The 20,040-nt window shown below is 66.8% G+C and carries 20 protein-coding genes and 1 pseudogene; 16 read left to right on the top strand and 5 right to left on the bottom strand.

All coding sequences use genetic code 11. From position 1 onward, the window contains the following. Positions 1–561, bottom strand: a pseudogene (locus tag QRO93_RS16600) (DUF802 domain-containing protein); the annotation flags it as partial. Positions 562–571: 10 nt separating this feature from the next. Then, positions 572–1,225, bottom strand: a complete 654-nt coding sequence (locus QRO93_RS16595) for a DUF3348 family protein (protein ID WP_180880598.1) — start codon at positions 1,223–1,225, stop codon at positions 572–574. 144 nt (positions 1,226–1,369) lie between these two features. On the opposite strand from QRO93_RS16595, the gene QRO93_RS16590 reads away from it, so the two are divergent. Continuing rightward, positions 1,370–2,293: a M14 family metallocarboxypeptidase gene (locus tag QRO93_RS16590; RefSeq protein WP_180880596.1), complete on the top strand. Its 924-nt coding sequence runs from the start codon at positions 1,370–1,372 to the stop codon at positions 2,291–2,293. Between the two features lie 50 nt (positions 2,294–2,343). On the opposite strand, the gene QRO93_RS16585 is transcribed toward QRO93_RS16590, so the two are convergent. Both QRO93_RS16585 and QRO93_RS16580 read right to left on the bottom strand, forming a co-directional pair. Beyond that, positions 2,344–2,736 (bottom strand): diacylglycerol kinase, encoded by a 393-nt coding sequence (locus QRO93_RS16585; protein ID WP_008265627.1) that lies wholly within the window; start codon positions 2,734–2,736, stop codon positions 2,344–2,346. A 155-nt stretch (positions 2,737–2,891) separates the two neighbouring features. Beyond that, complete coding sequence (locus QRO93_RS16580; RefSeq protein ID WP_180880594.1) at positions 2,892–3,413, bottom strand: nuclear transport factor 2 family protein; 522 nt, start codon at positions 3,411–3,413, stop codon at positions 2,892–2,894. 216 nt (positions 3,414–3,629) lie between these two features. Here QRO93_RS16580 and QRO93_RS16575 point away from each other — a divergent pair, with 216 nt between their 5' ends. Then, positions 3,630–3,959, top strand: coding sequence for a hypothetical protein (locus QRO93_RS16575; RefSeq protein ID WP_180880592.1), 330 nt, complete (start codon positions 3,630–3,632; stop codon positions 3,957–3,959). On the opposite strand, the gene QRO93_RS16570 is transcribed toward QRO93_RS16575, so the two are convergent. Then, positions 3,953–4,357, bottom strand: coding sequence for a hypothetical protein (locus tag QRO93_RS16570; protein WP_053449950.1), 405 nt, complete (start codon positions 4,355–4,357; stop codon positions 3,953–3,955). The genes QRO93_RS16575 and QRO93_RS16570 overlap by 7 nt on opposite strands. Positions 4,358–4,551: 194 nt before the next feature. Between QRO93_RS16570 and moaA the strand changes: the two genes are divergently transcribed. From moaA to QRO93_RS16500, 14 genes are all read left to right on the top strand, one after another. Next, positions 4,552–5,532 (top strand): GTP 3',8-cyclase MoaA, encoded by a 981-nt coding sequence (moaA, locus tag QRO93_RS16565; protein WP_053449949.1) that lies wholly within the window; start codon positions 4,552–4,554, stop codon positions 5,530–5,532. 8 nt (positions 5,533–5,540) lie between these two features. Further along, positions 5,541–6,536: a bifunctional molybdenum cofactor biosynthesis protein MoaC/MoaB gene (moaCB, locus tag QRO93_RS16560; protein WP_180880590.1), complete on the top strand. Its 996-nt coding sequence runs from the start codon at positions 5,541–5,543 to the stop codon at positions 6,534–6,536. Further along, positions 6,536–7,786 carry a gephyrin-like molybdotransferase Glp gene (glp, locus tag QRO93_RS16555; protein WP_180880588.1) on the top strand — a complete coding sequence of 417 codons (1,251 nt, stop codon included), beginning with the start codon at positions 6,536–6,538 and terminating at the stop codon, positions 7,784–7,786. Before moaCB ends, glp begins: the two co-directional genes overlap by 1 nt. A 2-nt stretch (positions 7,787–7,788) precedes the next feature. Then, entirely contained in the window at positions 7,789–8,049 is a 261-nt protein-coding gene (locus QRO93_RS16550) for a MoaD/ThiS family protein (RefSeq protein ID WP_180880586.1), read from the top strand. Positions 8,050–8,052: 3 nt separating this feature from the next. Then, positions 8,053–8,556 carry a molybdenum cofactor biosynthesis protein MoaE gene (locus QRO93_RS16545; protein WP_180880584.1) on the top strand — a complete coding sequence of 168 codons (504 nt, stop codon included), beginning with the start codon at positions 8,053–8,055 and terminating at the stop codon, positions 8,554–8,556. Continuing rightward, positions 8,525–9,088, top strand: coding sequence for a molybdenum cofactor guanylyltransferase (locus QRO93_RS16540; RefSeq protein WP_180880582.1), 564 nt, complete (start codon positions 8,525–8,527; stop codon positions 9,086–9,088). The genes QRO93_RS16545 and QRO93_RS16540 overlap by 32 nt, the downstream gene beginning before the upstream one ends. Continuing rightward, complete coding sequence (locus tag QRO93_RS16535; RefSeq protein WP_164241178.1) at positions 9,085–9,450, top strand: hypothetical protein; 366 nt, start codon at positions 9,085–9,087, stop codon at positions 9,448–9,450. Before QRO93_RS16540 ends, QRO93_RS16535 begins: the two co-directional genes overlap by 4 nt. 145 nt (positions 9,451–9,595) lie before the next feature. Then, on the top strand, positions 9,596–11,014 hold the full coding sequence (locus tag QRO93_RS16530; protein ID WP_008267010.1) for a NarK family nitrate/nitrite MFS transporter: 1,419 nt from the start codon (positions 9,596–9,598) through the stop codon (positions 11,012–11,014). 71 nt (positions 11,015–11,085) lie between these two features. Further along, on the top strand, positions 11,086–14,829 hold the full coding sequence (locus QRO93_RS16525) for a nitrate reductase subunit alpha (protein WP_180880580.1): 3,744 nt from the start codon (positions 11,086–11,088) through the stop codon (positions 14,827–14,829). Then, positions 14,829–16,373, top strand: coding sequence for a nitrate reductase subunit beta (gene narH, locus QRO93_RS16520; protein ID WP_053449941.1), 1,545 nt, complete (start codon positions 14,829–14,831; stop codon positions 16,371–16,373). Before QRO93_RS16525 ends, narH begins: the two co-directional genes overlap by 1 nt. Next, positions 16,373–17,053, top strand: coding sequence for a nitrate reductase molybdenum cofactor assembly chaperone (narJ, locus tag QRO93_RS16515; RefSeq protein ID WP_040007589.1), 681 nt, complete (start codon positions 16,373–16,375; stop codon positions 17,051–17,053). The genes narH and narJ overlap by 1 nt, the downstream gene beginning before the upstream one ends. Then, positions 17,050–17,757, top strand: coding sequence for a respiratory nitrate reductase subunit gamma (narI, locus tag QRO93_RS16510; RefSeq protein ID WP_006449390.1), 708 nt, complete (start codon positions 17,050–17,052; stop codon positions 17,755–17,757). The genes narJ and narI overlap by 4 nt, the downstream gene beginning before the upstream one ends. A 3-nt stretch (positions 17,758–17,760) precedes the next feature. Continuing rightward, the gene (locus QRO93_RS16505; RefSeq protein ID WP_180880578.1) at positions 17,761–18,660 is read left to right on the top strand and encodes a peptidylprolyl isomerase; all 900 of its coding nucleotides are present in this window, start codon (positions 17,761–17,763) and stop codon (positions 18,658–18,660) included. A gap of 23 nt (positions 18,661–18,683) precedes the next feature. Next, positions 18,684–20,015, top strand: coding sequence for a nitrate/nitrite transporter (locus QRO93_RS16500; protein ID WP_053509926.1), 1,332 nt, complete (start codon positions 18,684–18,686; stop codon positions 20,013–20,015). Positions 20,016–20,040 lie beyond the last annotated feature (25 nt).

Here is a 20,040-nt window from a genome sequence, read left to right as displayed (position 1 = left end):
GGCCTGCAGGCGGTCACGACGCAGCAGGGCAGCCAGCAGGCCCAGCATCGCCGAGCTGGCAACACCGGCGATCGAGGTGCCGAACGCCACTGCAAGGCCCTGCACCGGCGAGGCCAGCGAGCCGCGGATGGCAGCCATGTCGGTCGCGCTCTGCAGGGCCAGGCCGGTGCCGCGCAGGGTATCCATCATGCCCAGCAGGGTGCCGAGCATGCCCAGCAGCACCAGCAGGCCGACCAGGTAAGGAGTGAGTACCGGCGCAGGCAGGGCGGTGCGCTCGCCTTCCACGCGCAGGCGCACGGCGTTGCGCAGGCCCACCGGCACGCGCTCCAGCCAGGGGGCCAGGCTTTCCTTCGCGCTGGACAGGTCGCTCAGCGCAGTGCGCAGGCCGTTGCTGGCCTGGCGGTAGCGGTACAGCTCCACGCCACCGGCGATGTAGCAGGCGGCGATGATCGCGGCCACCGCTGCCCCCAACGGATGCACCGAAACGTAGCCAATGCCGATCCAGCACACGGCCAGCAGGCCGACAAGGAAAACAACGACATGGAAAGCAGTTCTGGACATGGTGTTCCGGTCAGTGGGAGCGCAGGGCGTCTTGCAGCCCTTCGATCGGGTGGAAGCGCAGCTGCAGCTCGGCGAGCAGCAGGGTGCGCATGTCATGGCGGAAGGCCGCGCGCCAGCCCGGCTGGCCGTGCACGCGTTCAAAGCGGGCGCCGAGCACCGCCGGCGCAGTGGCCAGCAGGCTGTGCTCGCGCGGGGTGAGGGTCTGTTCCATCACCGCATCGACCTCTGCCAGCCGTGCCAGCTCGGGAGAAACCTGTACCAGCTGGTCGCGCAGGCGGCCGCGCAGGCGCCCGGTGGCGGTCTGGATGGCCTGCTGCAGCACCCGGTAGCGCTGGCGCAGCGAGGCGAAGTTGGGTGCGGTGGCGGCTTCGGCCAGGTCGAGCAGGCGCTCGGCCTCGGCATCCTCGCGGATCGAGGCCAGCAGGCTGGCGTGCGCGTGGGCGCAGTCGGCCAGTACGTCCTCGGCCGCTTCGGCGGCCTCACCCGGCTCGGGCAGGCGTCCGCCGAGCGCCCCGGACAGGGCCACGGCACGGCTCCAGTCCACCCACTGGCCGAGGCGATCGGTCAGGGCGGGACTGCTGGCCGGCATCGCGCCGTCGCTGAGACGGGCGAGCAGTCGGAGGAAGTCCGGTCCACCCAGGACCGGCTGCGCTGCGTTCGCCATCAAGGGGTTGGGGGCCAAAAACCGCTGATTTTACAACCAGATGATCCCGGCTGGATGAAGGCGCGGCGGCAAGGCAGGACCCGCAGGCGCGACAAGGCTTAGAATGACCGGCTGCACCCACCCGTTCGACCCTTGGAGTACCCCATGACTGTTGCGCAGTTCTATCCGATCGGCACCCCCGGACAGCCCTGGGGCGATGCGGAACGCGCACAGTGGCGGGCCCGCCAGCAGCGCCAGCGCAGCTACCACGACGATGTGGTGGCCGCCCTCGAGCGCCTGGATGACGGCATCTTCGATGTGATCCAGTACGGCCAGCTGGACTACGCCCCGGACCACTATCCGCTGTTCGCCGTGGTCAACCATGACTGGAACCCGGCACTGCCGGCCGCGCTGATCACCGGCGGCGTGCATGGCTACGAGACCAGCGGCGTGCATGGCGCCCTGCAGTTCCTGGAACAGCAGGCCGAGCGTTACCTGGGCCGGCTGAACCTGATCGTGGCGCCGTGCGTCAGCCCGTGGGGCTACGAGCGCATCCAGCGCTGGAACCCGGATGCGATCGATCCCAACCGCAGCTTCCGTGACGGTGGCCAGATCGAAGAGGCCGCCGCGCTGATGCGCTGGGTGGCCGAGCGCAAGCCGAACCTTTTGGTGCACCTGGACCTGCACGAGACCACCGACAGCGACCTGCAGGAGTTCGATCCGGCCCGCTGCGCCCGCGACGGCAAGCCGTTCGAGCGCGACACCATTCCGGACGGCTTCTACGTGATCGGCAACAGCGAAGATCCGCAGGCCGAGTTCCAGAAGGCGCTGATCGCCGCGGTTGCGCCGGTCACCCACATCGCCCCGGCCGATGCCGAAGGCAACCTGGTGGGCCTGCCGCTGCAGTCGCCGGGCGTGGTCTGGGGCGAGTCGCGCTCGATCGGCGCCTGCGCCGGCTTCACCGATGCGCGCTTTGCCACCACCACCGAGGTCTACCCGGACAGCCCGCGTACCAACCCGCAGGAATGCAACGACGCCCAGGTGGCGGCGGTGTGTGCGGGCCTGGATTTCGCCCTGGCCACGCAGTAACGCATCAGCGCGGGGCAGCGCCGGGTCATGCCCGGCGGGTCAGGCGTGACCTAGCCCAGCAGGATCACGCCCCACACCGTGCCGACCATCAGCAGCGCGGTGGTCTGGGCAGCGCTGCCCATGTCCTTGGCGTTCTTGGACAGCGGGTGGTGGTCAAGCGAGATGCGGTCGACCACTGCTTCGATGGCCGAGTTGAGCAGCTCCACCAGCAGGCTGATGAAGCAGACGGCCAGCACCACGGCCCGTTCGATCGTGCTGATGTCCAGCACGAACGCCGCGACCATCAGAAGTGCGTGCAGCAGCAACAGCTGCCGGAAGGCCGCTTCGCCCCGGAAGGTGGCGATGAAGCCGTCGCGTGAATGGATCAGCGTGTGGAAGATGCGGCGAAGGCCGGTCTTGCCATGCGGGTACTTGCCGCTGTCCCTGGGGTGAGGTGGCTGCATGCCGCTCCTGCCATGAATTGACCTCACGACAGGATGTGCAGGCGGGCGTCGGGAAAGCGTCGGACCCTCGTTAGCATTGCGCTCAGCCGGCGTAGTGCTGCGAAGGGCGGAGCCACCTAGCTACGCAGGAATAGCCGGGCGCGGCCGCTGGCGGTTCACTCCGCCGGGCTGCGTGAATCGCGGATCGAATAGATCACCGAGAAGATCTTCCAGCCATCTTCGGTGCGGATCAGCTGCCACATCTCCTTGCCCCAGTTAATCTTCGCCCCATCGTCCTGGAAGCTGTAGTCAAACGACACCGAGGCCACGTCGCCATCGGTGTCGATCTTCGTATTGAAGAATTTTTCCTCCCTCGGCTTCGGCGACGCCACGACTCCATCGATCAGCGCGATGAAATTATTGGCGGGAATCTTCCGCGCCTTGATCGCATCGGGCTTGGCCTTGCGGATGTCCTGCAGGCGCACATCCTCTGAAACGTACTGCCAGCCGATGTCTTCCGCCTTGTCCGAGAAGAACAGGCCCATGTAGGTCGGCTTGTCCTTGTTGATCAGCGAGGTGCGGAACGATTCGACGACCTGTTCGATGGCCTTGATGTCGGCGGCTGCATTCTGCGCGGCGTAGGCCGGCAGGCAGGCGGAGAAGCAGAGGGCGAAGACGGCCGTTCTGGCGGTTGACACGCGAAGTTCCTTCCTGGGTGATAGAGATGGGCGAGGGCATTGACCGGTGTATCCGGTTTCGAAAACAGGCGGCCTTTGCGACGCCAGCATGAGGGACGGCGTTGTGCAGGGTAGTGCTCTCCCGTGCCGCCGGGCCATGCCTGCCGGCCCCATCTTGACGTTCCCATTCACCAGGCGCAGGCTGCCCGAGCACGTTTCCTAACCAGAAGGAGACTTATGACCGCCACCGCTTCCCTGCACCCGGCGCCCGGCACCCCGGGCCGTTCCCGCCTCTGGAGCGTGTTCTGGCTGCAGGGCGTCATTCCCAGCAACATTCTGTGGGCCGTGGCGCTCTGGGCCCTGGCCAACGGGCGCACGCCGCTGCTGCTGGGGGTGTTTGCCGCCCTGCTGCTCTACACCGGCTGGATCATCCCTGCGGTCTGGCGGGCGGCGCCCAGCGCACACAATCCCAACCTGGGCGTGGCCGCGCGCGGGCTGACCGTGGCCTGGGGCCTGAACACCGTGCTGGTGATCTTCTTCCTGACCCTGCAGCTGGTGGGTCAATAGAACTGAACAGGCTCGCCGCCCCGGTCGAAGGCGGCGAAGCGGCCGATCTGACCGTCATGGATGGCATTGACCATCAGTTTCAGCGGGCGCGCGGCCTCATCACTGTTGGGGGCGAACCCGGCGCGGCCGTCCAGCGCGGCCACGAACACCAGGTCCCAGTCGATGCCGGTGGTGGTCGATTCAGCCGCCAGCGCCTGGAAGCTGGGCACTTCGGCGGGCAGCTTGTCCACGCACAGCACCGGCGACAGGGTGCCGCCCTCGCGGCGGTCATGCCGGTCGCGCTGGTCGTCGGTGGGCGATTCGGGCAGCTCGGCGCGCACGAATACGAACAGCAAGCGTTGCGGTTCAGCCTGCTGGCCTGCGGCGTGCAGCAGCTGCTGGAAATCGTTCATCATCATGAGGGTTGTCACACGCCCGCTGCACGGAAAGCCGCATGCTGCCACAACGCCTGCCGTGTGGGGCCGAAGACGATTGATTTAAGTCATGCCCATGGAACTGATGGCCGCGTACTCTGGCAATCGTTCCAGCAGACGAGGGTTTCCGGGCCGTTCCGGGCACAGGCAAGACGGTGGAGCAACAAGGTGGACCAGCCATGAGCCAACTCACCGACGGTTTCGGACGCAGCTTTCCGTACCTGCGCCTGTCGTTGACCGAAGCCTGCAACTTCCGTTGCAGTTACTGCCTGCCCGATGGCTACCAGGCCGATGGCCGCCCGCGCTTCCTGCAGGTGGATGAAATCGCGCGGCTGGTGCGCGCGTTCGCCGCGCTGGGCATGAGCAAGATCCGCCTGACCGGCGGCGAGCCCAGCCTGCGCAAGGACCTGGACGAGATCATCGCCACCGTGGCGGCGGTGCCGGGTATCCGCAAGGTGGCCATCACCACCAACGGCACGCTGCTGCCGCGGCGCCTGCCGGGCTGGCACCGGGCGGGGCTGACCGCGCTGAACGTAAGCATGGACAGCCTGCAGCGCGAGCGCTTCAAGGCCATTACCGGGCACGACCGCCTGCCGGAGATCGAGCAGGGCCTGGCCCTGGCGCAGGCACTGGGCCTGCCGGCGATCAAGCTCAATGCGGTGCTGCTGCGCGGCCTCAACGACGACGAGCTGCCGCAGTGGATGGACTACCTGCGCGACCGTCCCTTCAGCGTGCGCTTCATCGAACTGATGCGCACCGGCGACAACGAAGCCTATTTCCAGCGCCACCACCTGCGTGCCGACGTCGTGATCGAGCAGCTGCTGGCCGCTGGCTGGCACGAGCGCCCGCGGGCCGCCGATGCCGGTCCGGCGCGCGAGTTCGGGCACCCCGACCATCGCGGCAGCATCGGCATCATCGCCCCGTATTCGCGTGACTTCTGCAAGGGCTGCAACCGCCTGCGGGTGACCGCCAAGGGCGACCTGCGGCTGTGCCTGTTCGGCGAGTTCGGCGTGCCGCTGCGCCCGCTGCTGCAGAGCGACGATGACCATGACGCGCTGCTGGCGCGCATCACCACCCAGCTTGGCCTGAAAGCGGCCGGGCATGGCCTGCACCAGGGCCAGACCGGGCTCACCCCGCACCTGGCCTCCATCGGAGGATGAGCAACACGATGAGTGGGGAATTGAATGCGGCCTTCCATATGGCCGATGTCCGCGACAAGCGCATCACCCGCCGCCGCGCGGTGGCGGTGGGCGAACTGCATGCCGGCCCGGTGGCGTATCCGCTGATTGTCGAGCGCCGCCTGCCCAAGGGCGATGCGCTGGTGATGGCCGAGATTGCCGGCCTGCAGGGCGCCAAGATGGCCTCGATGCTGATGCCGCTGTGCCACCCGTTGCCGCTGGAGCTGGTGCAGGTGTTCTGCGCGCCGGTACCGGAACGGCAGGCGATCCGCGTGTGGTGCGAGTGCGCCAGCGAGGCGCGCACCGGCGTGGAGATGGAGGCACTGGCCGGCGTCAACGCGGCGCTGCTGACCCTGTACGACCTGAGCAAGCCGGTGGAACCGGCGCTGCGCATAGAAGGCATCCGCCTGCTGTTCAAGGAAGGCGGCAAGCGCGGTGTGTGGCTGCATCCCGATGGCATGGACGAGGCCGAGCGCGCGCGCTTCAAGCCGCGTGCACCGAAGGGTCTGGAGGGCGCGGCCTGCGCGGTGATCACGCTGAGCGATCGCGCCAGCGAGGGCACCTATGAAGATATCTCTGGCCCGACCCTGGTGACCGGTGTGAAAAAGCTGGGCGGTGAGGTTGTGGCCGCCGAGGTGCTGCCCGATGGCGTCGAGCCGTTGGCCGGCCGGCTGCAGGCATTGGCCGCCGAGGGCGTGCGCCTGTGCCTGTGCACCGGCGGTACCGGCTTGGGACCGCGTGACCTGACCCCGGAGGCGCTGCGTTCCTTGAACGCGCGGCCGGTGCATGGCCTGGCACAGATGGTGCGGGCGCTGAGCGCGCAGCACACGCCGATGGCCTGGCTGAGCCGTGCCGAAGTAGTGCAGCTGGGCGGCATGCTGGTGTTCGCGCTGCCGGGCAGCCCGAAGGCGGCGGCACAGTGCCTGGACATCCTGGCGCCGGTGCTGGGCCACGCGCTGGCGATGGTCGACGGTGGTGGCCACTGATGATTGCCTATAGCGAAGCCCTGCAGCACCTGCTGGACGCGGCCACGCCGCTGCCGGCCGAGCGCCTGCCGCTGCATGAGGCCGGCGGCCGCACTCTGGCCAGTGACGTCATCAGTGAGCAGTCGCTGCCGCCGTTCGACAATTCTGCGATGGACGGCTTTGCGCTGCGTGCCAACGGTGCTGCGTTCGATAGCGGTACCGAATTCACAGTGCAGGGCTGGCAGGCCGCAGGCGATGCCGGTGCCGAGGGCGGCGAGGGCGCCTGGGAAATCATGACCGGTGCACGCATGCCGTCCGGACTGGACACCGTGGTGCCGGTCGAGAACGTGGACATCCTCGCCAGCGAGGACGGCCGCCCGACCCGCATTGCCCTCAAGGCGCCGGCCAAGCCGGGCCAGCACGTGCGCCTGCGCGGGCAGGACGTGAGCGACGGCGAGCGCGTGCTGCAGGCCGGGCAGGTGCTGGATATCAACGCCCGCACCCTGCTGCACGCCATCGGCGTGGGTGAGGTGGCGGTGATGGCACGACCGAAGGCCGCTGTGATCGCCACCGGCAAGGAGCTGGTGACCGAGGCCGCGAAGGCGCTGGAATCGGGCCAGATCCGTGACAGCAACCGGCCCTATCTGGTCGGTCGCCTGCAGGCGGCCGGCGCCGAGGTGGTCTGGCAGGGCACGGTGGGCGATGACGTGGCCGCGTTCAACGCGGTGCTGGATCAAGCGCTGGCCGCAGGGGCTCAACTGCTGATCAGTACCGGCGCGGTGTCGGCCGGCCGCTACGATTTCGTTCCCGATGCGCTGCGTGGCCGCGGTGCGCACATCGTGTTCCACAAGGTGGCGATCCGCCCGGGCAAGCCGCTGCTGTTCGCGGTGCTGCCCAATGGTGCCCTGTATTTCGGCCTGCCGGGCAACCCGGTCTCGGCCGCCGTCGGCCAGCGCTTCTTCGTGGAGCCGGTGCTGCGCCGCCTGCTGGGGCTGGCGCCGGAAACCGTGTTGCAGCTGCCGTTGCAGGCCGACGTGCGCAAGCCGCCAGGCCTGCGCTTCCACGCGCGTGCGCGGGTGGAAATGGACGGGCAGGGGCGCCTGAGTGCGCGCGTGCTGTCCGGGCAGGAGTCGTTCCGTTTGATGTCCATGCTGCAGGCCAACGCCTGGGTGGTGCTGGAGGCCGAGGGAGACCTGGCCAACGCGGGCACCTACGTGCGCGTGCAGGGCTGGGGTCACCACGAACCGGTGCAGCTGGTGAGCCAGGAGTGATGATGAAACAGGTGAATCTGCAGTTGTTCGGTGCCTTTTCCGATCTGGATGCCAGCCGCGAAATCGCGCTCGACGTGGCCGGTGGCACTGTGGCCGATCTGCGCCAGGCACTGCGCGAGCTGTTGCCGGTGCGTTGGCCGGGTTTCTGCGCGGGCCTGCTGGATTACTCGGCATTCGCCGATCAGCAACGCGTGCTGCGCGACCACGAGGCACTGCCCGACGATGGCCGGGTGGCGATCCTGCCGCCGGTAAGCGGGGGCTGAGCCATGAGCGAGAAGATCATCGCGAAGGTGGTGGACCGCGTGCAGGCGGCGATCGATCCGGCCGAGGGCATCGCTGCGGTATCCGATCCGGGTTTCGGCGGCATCGATGTGTTCATCGGCAAGGTGCGCGACGTCAATATCGGCCGGCCGGTGACCGGCATCACCTATGACCTGTTCGAGCCGCTGGTGCTGAACGAGTTCAAGCGCCTGGCCGCGGACGTGGAGGCTGCGTTCGGGCCGAAACTGAAGCTGTATGTGGCCCATGCCAAGGGTCGCCTGGGTATCGGCGACGTGGCGGTGGTGGTGGCTGCCGGCAGCCCGCACCGTGACGAGGCCTTCCGTGCCTGCCGGCAGCTGATCGAAGCGGTCAAGCACCAGTGCCCGATCTGGAAGCAGGAGCACTACGAGGACGGCGACAGCGAGTGGAGCGAGGGGTGCAGTCTCTGCCATGCGGACAGCGAGCCCGCACATGCCCATGACCACGCGCACGACCACCACCACCATTGACGGCATCGTGCTGGCCGGCGGCCTGTCCAGCCGCATGGGCCGCGACAAGGCGTTGCTGCCGTGGCAGGGGCGCACGCTGCTGGAGCACATGCGCGGCCTGTTGTTGCAGGCTGGTGCCAAGCGGGTCTGGGTAAGCGGCGACTATCCGGCCTTCGGCGGCATCCCCGACCAGGTGGCGCGCTGTGGCCCGCTGGGCGGGCTCTACAGCGTGGCCACGCACATGCCCGATGGCCCGGCCTGGGTGGTGCCGGTGGATACGCCGCTGCTGCCCCCGCGCCTGTTACAGCAATTGCGTGACGGCCATCACGCTCCGTGCACGATCTTTACGGGCCACCCCCTGCCCATGTTGCTGAATATGGACGATGCTTGCCGGGCCGCGCTGGCATCGATGCTGGATGACCCCGACGGCCCGCGCTCGCTGCAGGCGCTGCAGCGCGGCTTGGGCGTGAACACCGTCGCCCTGGCCCCGGTTGACGAGGCCGGACTGGTCAACTGCAATACCCCCGAACAATGGGAGGATGTTGCGTCATGAAAGTGCAGTTGCAGGACCAGTCGGTACGGCTTCGCCTGGACGAGGCCGAGCTTGCGCGCCTGCTGGCCGGTGAATCGGTCGAGAACATGACCCGCTTTGGCGGCATCGAAGGCTGGGGCATGGCGGTCTCGCTGCATGCCGGTGAGCAGCCCGTGCTGCTGGACGGCGGCACCTTCTGCCGCCTGGTGCTGCCGCGCATTGCGGTCGAAGCACTGGCGGCACGCCTGCCGTGCCGGGATGGCCTGCCATTCGACATCGCCCTGGAAGATGGCAGCCAGCTTCAACTCCAGTTCGATGTCGATGTGCGCGACAGCGTGCGCCAGCGCGGGGTGACCCGCCGCAGCGCGGCTTCATCGGTTTGACATTTGTCAGGGGCAGGGTGGAAACCCGTTCCTGATTGATCCAGATCAACCCCGTCGTCCGTGCTGCACGGCCTAATGGCTGCATGACGACGGGTTACAACTTGAAACGCAGTACCCACGTCATTCCACAGCCTTGGAGCCATGTATGACCGTCGGTAGCGATCCTGTTGTCCGCAGCACCTCCCGTCCGGGTCGCGTCATCAGCGACTGGACGCCGGAAGATCCCGGTTACTGGGAGCGCACCGGCAAGCGGGTCGCTACCCGCAACCTGGTCATCTCGATTCCCTCGCTGCTGCTGGCCTTCTCGGTCTGGGTGCTGTTCTCGGCGGTGTCGATCAGCCTGCCGAAGATCGGCTTCAATTTCAGTACCGACCAGCTGTTCTGGCTGGTGGCACTGCCCAGCCTGTCCGGCGCGACCCTGCGCATCTTCTATTCGTTCGTGATTCCGATCTTCGGTGGCCGCCGCTGGACGGCGCTGTCCACCGCCTCGCTGCTGGCGCCGACGATCTGGCTGGGCTTTGCGGTGCAGGACCCGGCCACGCCGTACTGGGTGTTCGTGGTCATCGCCATCCTGTGCGGATTTGGCGGTGCGAACTTCTCGTCGTCGATGTCCAACATCTCCTTCTTCTACCCCAAGCAGAAGCAGGGCCTGGCGCTGGGCTTGAATGCCGGCCTGGGCAATGTGGGTGTGTCGGTGGCGCAGGCGGTGATTCCGCTGGTGATCACCGTGGGCGTGTTCGGTGCGCTGGGTGGTGCGCCGCAGCCCACGGTGGAGGGCGGGGCGTCGCTGTTCGTGCAGAACGCAGGTTTCATCTGGGTGCCGGCGATCGCGATCTGTGCGGTTGCGGCCTGGTTCGGAATGAATGACCTGACCAGTGCGCGCTCGTCGTTCTCCGAGCAGGCGGTGATCTTCCGCCGCAAGCACAACTGGCTGATGTGCTGGCTGTACATCGGCACCTTCGGTTCCTACATCGGCTTCTCGGCCGGCTTCCCGATGCTGGTGAAGAGCCAGTTCCCGGATGTGAATCCGCTGGCCTACGCCTTCATCGGCCCGCTGCTGGGCGCGTTGATGCGCTCGGTGGGCGGCAGCCTGGCCGACCGCTGGGGCGGCGCGCGCCTGACCTTCTGGGTGTTCGCGCTGATGATCGCCGCCGTCTTCGGGGTGCTGCACTTCCTGCCCAGCCACGGCCAGGGCGGCAACTTCCATGGCTTCCTGCTCAGCTTCATGGCGCTGTTCGTGCTCAGTGGCATCGGCAACGGCACCACCTTCCGCATGATCCCGGTGATCTTCCGCACCCTGCACGAGCGCTGGTCGGCCAACGACAGCGCCGAAGGCAAGGCGGCGGCCGCGCACCAGGCCAGCATCGAGTCGGCCGCGGTGGTCGGCTTCTCCGGTGCGATCGGCGCCTATGGCGGCTTCTTCATCCCCAAGAGCTACGGCTCGTCCATCACCTTGACCGGCAGCCCCGACATGGCGCTGTACGGATTCGTTGTTTTCTACATCACCTGCCTGGCCGTGACCTGGTGGTGGTACTACCGGCGCGGTGCCGAGACACCCTGCTGACAACTTGAAAACGCACCGCAGCCAATGAACACCACAGCCACGTTGCAGATGTCCGCAAAGGGAGACCCCCGATGAGTTATTTCCTTGATCGCTTGCAGTTCTTCAAGCGTGACCCCCAGTCTTTTGCCGATGGCCATGGATTTGCCAAGAGCGAGGGCCGCGACTGGGAAAACAGTTACCGCGCCCGCTGGCAGTACGACAAGGTCGTGCGCTCCACCCACGGCGTCAACTGCACCGGCTCGTGCAGCTGGAAGATCTACGTCAAGAACGGCCTGGTCACCTGGGAAACCCAGCAGACCGACTACCCGCGCACCCGCCCGGACCTGCCCAACCATGAACCGCGTGGCTGCCCGCGTGGCGCCAGCTATTCCTGGTACCTGTACAGCGCCAACCGGCTGAAGTACCCGCTGATCCGCGGCACGCTGCTGCGCCTGTGGCGCGAGGCGCGCAAGAGCAAGGCCCCGGTTGATGCCTGGGCCAGCATTGTCGAGGACAAGGAAAAGGCGCGTTCGTACAAGAGCCGCCGCGGCATGGGTGGCTTCGTACGGCTGCAGTGGGAAGAGGCCAACGAGATCATTGCGGCCTCCAACCTGTACACGGTGAAGCAGTACGGCCCGGACCGCGTGGTCGGCTTCTCGCCGATTCCGGCGATGTCGATGGTGTCCTACGCGGCCGGCGCACGCTATCTGTCGTTGCTGGGCGGCGCCTGCCTGTCCTTCTACGACTGGTACTGCGATCTGCCGCCGGCCTCGCCGCAGATCTGGGGCGAGCAGACCGACGTGCCCGAATCGGCGGACTGGTACAACAGCCGCTACATCATCGCCTGGGGCTCGAACGTGCCGCAGACGCGCACGCCCGACGCGCATTTCTTCACCGAGGCGCGCTACAACGGCACCAAGACGGTGGCGATCTGCCCGGACTATTCCGAGCTGGCCAAGCTGACCGACCACTGGCTGCACCCCAAGCAGGGCACCGACGCGGCACTGGCCTTCGCCTTCGGCCACGTGATCCTGCGCGAGTTCCATGTCGATTCGCCTTCGCAGTACTTCCAGGACTACTGCCGCCAGTACTCGGACATGCCGATGCTGGTGCGCCTGGAACGTCGCGACGATGGCCGGCTGGTCCCGGGCCGCTTCCTGCGCGCCAGTGAACTGGGCGGGCTCGGCGAAGCCAACAACCCCGACTGGAAGACCCTGGCCTATGACGAAACCAGTGGCCAGATCGTGGTGCCGAACGGCTCGATCGGCTTCCGCTGGGGCGAGAAGGGCCGCTGGAACATTGAAGAGAAGGCCAGCAACGGCGCCGATACGCGCCTGCAGCTGAGCCTGTCTGAAACCCACGACGGCATCGAGGCGGTGAGCTTCCCGTACTTCGGTGGCATCGAGACCGACGGCTGGACCGCAGCACCGGCCGATGACGTGCTTGACCGCAACATCCCGGTGCGTCGCCTGGCCCTGGCCGACGGCGGCCAGACCCTGGTGGCCACGGTCTACGACCTGCTGCTGGCCCAGTACGGCGTGGACCGTGGCTTCGGCGGCGGCAACGTGGCGCGCAGTTTCGACGACAAGGTGCCGGGCACCCCGGCCTGGCAGGAACGCATCACCGGCGTGTCGCGTGCGGAAGTGATCGAGATCGCCCGCGAATTCGCGCGTACCGCCGACAAGACCCATGGCCGCTCGATGATCATCGTCGGCGCGGGCATGAACCACTGGTTCCACAACGACATGAACTACCGCGGCCTGATCAACATGCTGATCATGTGCGGTTGCGTGGGCCAGACCGGTGGCGGCTGGGCGCATTACGTGGGCCAGGAAAAGCTGCGCCCGCAGACCGGCTGGCAGCCGCTGGCGTTCGGCCTGGATTGGAGCCGCCCGCCGCGGCACATGAACGGCACCTCGTTCTTCTACTTCAACACCGGGCAGTGGCGCTACGAGAAGCTGCAGGTGGACGAGCTGCTCTCGCCGTTGGCCGATGCCCGCAAGTACAGCGGCAGCCTGGCCGACCTCAACCTGCGCGCCGTGCGCATGGGCTGGTTGCCGAGCACGCCACAGCTGGACCGCAATCCGCTGCAGCTGGTGCGGGAGGCTGAAGCGGCCGGCATTGCCCCGGCCGACTACGCGCTGGGCAAGTTCAAGGACGGTTCGCTGGACTTCGCCTTCGCCGACCCGGATGCGCAGCAGAACCACCCGCGCATGATGTTCATCTGGCGCTCGAACCTGCTCGGTTCGTCGGGCAAGGGCCACGAGTACATGCTGCGGCATCTGCTCGGCACGCGCCATGGCCTGCAGGGCAAGGACCTGGGCGAGATGGGCGCGATCAAGCCGGAGGAGGTGAAGTGGCGTGACGAGGCACCGGAAGGCAAGCTGGACCTGCTGGTCACGCTCGACTTCCGCATGTGCACCACCGCGCTGTACTCGGACATCGTGCTGCCGACCGCAACCTGGTACGAGAAGGACGATCTCAATACCTCGGACATGCACCCGTTCATCCATCCGCTGTCCAAGGCGGTGGATCCGGCGTGGGAATCGCGCAGTGACTGGGAGATCTTCAAGGAGGTCGCCCGCACCGTGAGCGAGATGGCGCCGGGTGTGCTGGGCGTGGAAAAGGACCTGGTGCTGGTGCCGACCCTGCATGACACGCCCAACGAACTGGGCATGCCGTTCGGCGTGGCCGACTGGAAGAAGGGCGAGTGCGAGGCCATCCCGGGCCAGACCATGCCGTCGATGACGGTGGTGGAGCGCGACTACCCGAACCTGTACCGCAAGTTCACCTCGCTGGGCCCGCTGCTGGACAAGCTGGGCAACGGCGGCAAGGGCATGAGCTGGGACACCAGGCACGAGGTCGAATTCCTCGGCAAGCTCAACCACACCGTGCACGACGAGGGCGTCAGCCACGGCCGCCCGGCCATCTCGACCGCGATCGACGCGGCCGAAGTGATCCTGCACCTGGCGCCGGAAACCAATGGCCACGTGGCAGTGAAGGCCTGGGAGTCGCTGGGTACCTTCACCGGCCGTGAGCATACCCACCTGGCGGTGGGCAAGGAGCACGAGGCGATCCGCTTCCGTGACATCCAGGCGCAGCCGCGCAAGATCATCTCTTCGCCGATCTGGTCGGGGCTGGAAGACGACAACGTCAGCTACAACGCCGGCTATACCAACGTGCACGAGCTGATTCCGTGGCGCACGGTGACCGGTCGCCAGCAGTTCTACCAGGACCACGAGTGGATGATCGACTTCGGCGAAGCCTTCATGGGCTACCGGCCGCCGGTCAACACGCGCACGGTGGAGCCGCTGCTGAACCAGCGCCCGAACGGCAACAGGGAGATCGTGCTGAACTGGATCACCCCGCACCAGAAGTGGGGCATCCACAGCACCTACAGCGACAACCTGATCATGCAGACGCTGTCGCGCGGTGGCCCGATCGTGTGGTTGAGCGAGGATGACGCGCGCAACGCTGGCATCGTCGACAACGACTGGATCGAGCTGTTCAACGTCAACGGTGCGATCGCCGCGCGTGCGGTGGTCAGCCAGCGCGTGATGCCGGGCATGGCGATGATGTACCACGCCCAGGAACGCATCATCAATGTGCCGGGTTCGGAGATTTCCGGTACCCGCGGCGGCATCCACAACTCGGTGACCCGCATCGTGCTCAAGCCGACCCACATGATTGGTGGCTACGCGCAGCTGGCCTATGGCTTCAACTACTACGGCACCTGCGGTACCAACCGCGACGAGTTCGTGATCGTACGCAAGATGGACAAGGTCGACTGGCTGGATGGTGAGGCTGTTCCTGCGGCTGCGAAGGAGGTGGTGTGATGAAGGTCCGTGCACAGATCGCGATGGTGCTGAACCTGGACAAGTGCATCGGCTGCCATACCTGCTCGATCACCTGCAAGAACGTCTGGACCTCGCGCGAGGGCGTCGAGTACGCCTGGTTCAACAACGTGGAAACCAAGCCGGGCATCGGCTACCCGAAGGAGTGGGAGAACCAGGACAAGTGGAACGGCGGCTGGGTGCGCACCCGCGCCGGCAAGCTGGTGCCGCGTGCCGGTGGCCGCTGGCGGATGCTGGCCAAGATTTTCGCCAACCCGGACCTGCCGCAGATCGACGACTACTACGAGCCGTTCGACTTCGACTACCAGAACCTGCACACCGCCAAGGACAGCCAGCACCAGCCCACCGCGCGGCCACGCTCGCTGATCAGCGGCGAGCGCATGCAGAAGATCGAGTGGGGCCCGAACTGGGAGGAAATCCTCGGTTCGGAGTTCAGCAAGCGCTCGCGTGACTACAACTTTGACCAGGTGCAGAAGGAGATCTACGGCGCCTTCGAGAAGACCTTCATGATGTACCTGCCACGCCTGTGCGAGCACTGCCTGAACCCGGCGTGCGTATCGGCGTGCCCGTCGGGCGCGATCTACAAGCGCGAGGAAGACGGCATCGTGCTGATCGACCAGGACAAGTGCCGTGGCTGGCGCATGTGCGTGTCGGCCTGCCCGTACAAGAAGATCTATTACAACTGGAAGAGCGGCAAGTCGGAGAAGTGCATCTTCTGCTACCCGCGCATCGAGATGGGCGAGCCGACCGTGTGCTCGGAGACCTGCGTGGGCCGCATCCGCTACCTGGGCGTGATGCTGTACGACGCCGACCGCATTGCCGAGGCCGCCTCGGTGGCCGCCGAGAAGGACCTGTACCAGGCGCACCTGGACATCTTCCTGGACCCGAACGACCCGGCGGTGATCGCTGCCGCGCGCAAGGAAGGCATTCCGGACAGCTGGCTGGACGCGGCCAAGCAGTCGCCGGTGTACAAGCTGGCCATCGACTGGAAGCTGGCGCTGCCGCTGCACCCGGAATACCGCACGCTGCCGATGGTCTGGTACGTGCCGCCGCTGTCGCCGATCCAGTCGGCGGCCGAGCGTGGCCGGGTGGGCATGAGCGGCGAACTGCCGGACGTGGCCTCGCTGCGCATCCCGATGCGCTACCTGGCCAACCTGCTGACAGCCGGTGACGAGGCACCGGTTGTGCGCGCGCTGCAGCGGCTGATGGCGATGCGTGCCTGGCGCCGGGCCAAGAACGTGGACGGCGTGGAAGACACCGCGGTGCTGGAGCAGACCGGGTTGAGCATTGCCCAGGTGGAAGAGATGTACCGCTACCTGGCCATCGCCAACTACGAGGACCGTTTCGTGATTCCGACCGGCCACCGCGAATATGCCAACGATGCCTTCGGCGAACGCGGCGGCTGTGGCTTCACCTTCGGCAACGGCTGCAACGGTGACAGCCCGGCCGACCTGTTCGGCCAGCGCAGCACCAGCACGTTCGTGGTGGACAAGGGGCCCAACCACCGTCGCAAGGAGGTGGTGTGATGAGCGTGCTCAAGCTGGTCGGGGTGCTGCTGGACTACCCCCGTGAGGAATTGTGGCAGCACGGCGAGGAACTACTCGCCGCCTGCGACGACCCGGCGCTGAACGCCGCCCGCCGCCAGCAGCTGCGCAGCTTCGTGCAGCAGCTGCTGGGCACCGATGCGCTGGATGCGCAGGCCGCGTGGCTGGCCAGTTTCGACCGTGGTCGTTCGATGAGCCTGCTGCTGTTCGAACACATCCATGGCGAATCGCGTGATCGCGGCCAGGCCATGGTCGATCTGGTCGAGACGTACCGCCGCAACGGCTTCGAGCTGGACGCACGCGAGCTGCCGGACTACCTGCCGCTGCTGCTCGAGTTCCTGGCCCATCGGCCCGGCAGCGAGGCCCGTGAGTGGCTGCACCACATCGGCCACATCGCCGGGATGCTGGCTGCACGTGCCGCCGAGCGCGAGCTGCCGCATCGGGTGCTGTTCGAGATCCTGGTCGAAGCCGGCGACGGCAAGGCCGATCTGCAGGCGCTGCGCCAGCGTGCCAGTGAAGAAGTCCGCGACGATACCGCCGAGGCCATGGACCGCTTGTGGGAGGAAGAGGCGGTGCGCTTCGGCGCCGAAGCCCCTGCCGAAGACTGCAAGCCGCCCGTGCGTTCGCCGGCCCGTCCTTCGCATCGAGAGGTCCAGCCATGAGTTACTCCCTGCATCAATTCGCCTTCCAGTACTACCCGTACATCGCCGTGGCGGTGCTGCTGATCGGCAGCTGGGCCCGTTATGACAAGGCCATGTACACCTGGCGCACCGGCTCCAGCCAGATGCTGTCGGACAAGGGCATGCGGATCGGCAGCAACTGCTTCCACATCGGCATTCTGGCCATCCTTGGTGGGCATCTGGTCGGCCTGCTGACCCCGCATGCGGTGTACGAGCACTTCATCACCTCCTCGCAGAAGCAGATGCTGGCGATGGTGGTGGGTGGTGTGTTCGGCGCGCTGTGCTTCATCGGCATCAGCATCCTGCTGGTACGCCGCCTGTTCAATGCGCGCGTGCGTGCCACCGGCAGTTTCGGCGACACCCTGGTGCTGGTGCTGCTGTTCGCCCAGCTGTGCCTGGGCCTGTACAGCATCCGCATTTCGGCCGGCCACCTGGACGGCGGGGTGATGGTGCAGCTGGCCGAATGGGCCCAGCACATCGTGACCTTCCGTGCCGGTGCCGCCGACTACATTGAAGGCGTCAGCTGGGTCTACAAGATGCACATCTTCCTGGGCCTGACCCTGTTCCTGATCGCGCCGTTCACCCGCCTGGTGCACGTGTGGAGCATCCCGATCAGCTACCTGTGGCGGCCCTACCAGGTGGTGCGCCGGCGCCAGGCCACGCTGCGCTACGGGCCGCGGGAGTAAGCCATGGGCAGCCTGCCGAGATTCCTGCCGATCACCGTGATCGACTCCGCCGCACCGGTACCTGCCGAGGCGCATTCGCACCACCACGATGCGGCGGAGCAGGGGCCGCGTTCGCTCGGGCAGCCGGCACCGTGCCGGCTGTTCGTGGACGACATTGCCATCAGCGAGGCCGAGATCGCCCGCGAGATGCAGCACCATCGGGCGATGCGCCCGGAACAGTCACGCGCCGAGGCGGCGCGTGCACTGGTGGTGCGCGAGTTGTTGAGGCTTGAGGCGCAGCGGCTGGGGCTGCAGGCGCCCGAGGGTGGCCGGGTCAGCGATGAAGAAGTGCTGATCCAGCAACTGCTGGAAGATGCGATCGAGGACCGTGTGCCAACCGACGAGGACTGCCGCCGTTACTTCGAGCAGAACCCGGAGCGCTTCCGCTCGCCTGATCGCGTGCGCCTGCGCCATATCCTGCTGGCCGCACCGGCCGACGACGTGGCCGGGCGGTTTGCCGCACGCACCGAGGGCGAGCGGCTGGTGGGGCTGCTGAAGGAATCGCCGCACTTGTTCGCCGATTTCGCCCTGCGCCATTCGCGTTGCCCCTCCAGCAGCGAGGGCGGTGACCTTGGCTGGTTGCAGCGGGGCCAGACCACGCCGGAGTTCGATCGCCAGGTGTTCCGCTTGCGCGAAGGCCTGGCCGGCTTCCCGGTGGAATCGCGCTGGGGCTACCACTTGGTCTGCATCGACGCCCGTGAAGAAGGCCAGCCGCAGCCGTTCGAGGTGGTGCTGCCGCAGCTGCGTGAGTACCTGGAACTGCAGGTGCGCCAGCGCGAAGTGCAGGCCTACCTGCTGCAGCTGCAGGAACGCTATCCGGTGCGCGGGCTGGAAGAGATCGAAGCTGAAGCGGATATCGGCTGACCCATCGTGAACGAGGAGACTCCATGAACCAGGCTCTTGCCCCCGCCAGTGCCGGGCAGCAGCAGCGTGCGCTGTGGCTGAGCACTTTCGCTTTTACCGTGTGTTTCGCCGTGTGGATGATCTTCTCGATCATCGGCATCCAGATCAGCCAGCAGCTCGGACTGAACGACACCGAGTTCGGCCTGCTGATCGCCACCCCGGTGCTCACCGGTTCGGTCAGCCGCGTGTTCCTTGGCATCTGGTCCGACCAGTTCGGTGGCCGCAAGGTGATGGTGCTGGTGATGCTGTGTGGCGCCGTGGCCACCTGGATGCTGACCTATGCGCAGACCTACACCCAGTTCCTGTTCGCTGCGCTGTGCGTGGGCATCGCCGGTGGCAACTTCTCGGTCGGCGTGGCCTACGTGTCGAAGTTCTTCCCGGCCAGCAAGCAGGGCACCGCGCTGGGCATCTTCGGTGCCGGCAACATCGGTTCGGCGGTGACCAAGCTGCTGGCGCCGCTGGTGATGGTGGCCGCCGGCTGGACCATGGTGGCCAAGGTCTGGGCAGTGGCGCTGGCCGTCACCGCCGTGTTGTTCTTCCTCTTCAGCAAGGAAGACCCGTCGCTGGAACAGCGCCGCCGCGAAGGCGTGAAGCCGGTGCCGTTCGCCGAGCAGATGGCACCGCTGAAGAACCTGCAGGTGTGGCGGTTCTCGCTGTACTACTTCTTCGTGTTCGGCGGCTTCGTGGCGCTGGCGTTGTGGCTGCCGCACTACCTGGTGGGGGCCTATGGCATGGACGTGGGCACCGCCGGCATGCTGGCGGCGTGCTATTCGATCCCGGCCAGCCTGTTCCGCGTGGTCGGTGGCTGGATGTCGGACAGGATGGGCGCGCGCCGGGTGATGTACTGGACCTTCGGTGTCTCGGCCATCTGCACCTTCCTGCTGGCCTACCCGGACACCGAGTACGTGGTGAAGGGCATTCACGGCCCGATCCACTTCCACCTGGCCATCGGCGTGGTGCTGTTCACCGTGCTGGTGTTCGTGCTGGGCTTCTTCATGTCGCTGGGCAAGGCCGCGGTCTACAAGCACATCCCGGTGTACTACCCGGATCGCGTCGGCGCGGTCGGTGGCGTGGTCGGCATGATCGGCGGCCTCGGCGGCTTCATCCTGCCGATCGTGTTCGGTGCGCTGAACGATGCGCTGGGCATCTGGAGCAGCTGCTTCATGCTGCTGTTCGTGCTGGTGGCCGCTGCACTGGCCTGGATGCATTTCGCCATCCGCCGCATGGAGCGCCGCCACTTCCCGCAGATCGACCGCGAGACCGATCTGCCTGAAGCCATCGATGCCGCCGCGGCCGATCGTGCGCGCGGCAGGTGAACGGGGTTGCCGGCCAGCGGCCGGC

The sequence above is a fragment of the Stenotrophomonas maltophilia group sp. Smal17 genome (assembly GCF_030237045.1).
Lineage (GTDB): Bacteria > Pseudomonadota > Gammaproteobacteria > Xanthomonadales > Xanthomonadaceae > Stenotrophomonas > Stenotrophomonas forensis.
This window is presented reverse-complemented; position numbering and strand designations above follow the sequence as displayed.

Bases quoted from the DNA above. Each gene is read 5' to 3' on its own strand.
- QRO93_RS16595 (WP_180880598.1), bottom strand. From the start codon at position 1,225: ATGGCGAACGCAGCGCAGCCGGTCCTGGGTGGACCGGACTTCCTCCGA.
- QRO93_RS16590 (WP_180880596.1), top strand. From the start codon at position 1,370: ATGACTGTTGCGCAGTTCTATCCGATCGGCACCCCCGGACAGCCCTGG.
- QRO93_RS16585 (WP_008265627.1), bottom strand. From the start codon at position 2,736: ATGCAGCCACCTCACCCCAGGGACAGCGGCAAGTACCCGCATGGCAAG.
- QRO93_RS16575 (WP_180880592.1), top strand. From the start codon at position 3,630: ATGACCGCCACCGCTTCCCTGCACCCGGCGCCCGGCACCCCGGGCCGT.
- QRO93_RS16570 (WP_053449950.1), bottom strand. From the start codon at position 4,357: ATGATGATGAACGATTTCCAGCAGCTGCTGCACGCCGCAGGCCAGCAG.
- moaA (WP_053449949.1), top strand. From the start codon at position 4,552: ATGAGCCAACTCACCGACGGTTTCGGACGCAGCTTTCCGTACCTGCGC.
- moaCB (WP_180880590.1), top strand. From the start codon at position 5,541: ATGAGTGGGGAATTGAATGCGGCCTTCCATATGGCCGATGTCCGCGAC.
- glp (WP_180880588.1), top strand. From the start codon at position 6,536: ATGATTGCCTATAGCGAAGCCCTGCAGCACCTGCTGGACGCGGCCACG.
- QRO93_RS16550 (WP_180880586.1), top strand. From the start codon at position 7,789: ATGAAACAGGTGAATCTGCAGTTGTTCGGTGCCTTTTCCGATCTGGAT.
- QRO93_RS16545 (WP_180880584.1), top strand. From the start codon at position 8,053: ATGAGCGAGAAGATCATCGCGAAGGTGGTGGACCGCGTGCAGGCGGCG.
- QRO93_RS16540 (WP_180880582.1), top strand. From the start codon at position 8,525: ATGACCACGCGCACGACCACCACCACCATTGACGGCATCGTGCTGGCC.
- QRO93_RS16535 (WP_164241178.1), top strand. From the start codon at position 9,085: ATGAAAGTGCAGTTGCAGGACCAGTCGGTACGGCTTCGCCTGGACGAG.
- QRO93_RS16530 (WP_008267010.1), top strand. From the start codon at position 9,596: ATGACCGTCGGTAGCGATCCTGTTGTCCGCAGCACCTCCCGTCCGGGT.
- QRO93_RS16525 (WP_180880580.1), top strand. From the start codon at position 11,086: ATGAGTTATTTCCTTGATCGCTTGCAGTTCTTCAAGCGTGACCCCCAG.
- narH (WP_053449941.1), top strand. From the start codon at position 14,829: ATGAAGGTCCGTGCACAGATCGCGATGGTGCTGAACCTGGACAAGTGC.
- narJ (WP_040007589.1), top strand. From the start codon at position 16,373: ATGAGCGTGCTCAAGCTGGTCGGGGTGCTGCTGGACTACCCCCGTGAG.
- narI (WP_006449390.1), top strand. From the start codon at position 17,050: ATGAGTTACTCCCTGCATCAATTCGCCTTCCAGTACTACCCGTACATC.
- QRO93_RS16505 (WP_180880578.1), top strand. From the start codon at position 17,761: ATGGGCAGCCTGCCGAGATTCCTGCCGATCACCGTGATCGACTCCGCC.
- QRO93_RS16500 (WP_053509926.1), top strand. From the start codon at position 18,684: ATGAACCAGGCTCTTGCCCCCGCCAGTGCCGGGCAGCAGCAGCGTGCG.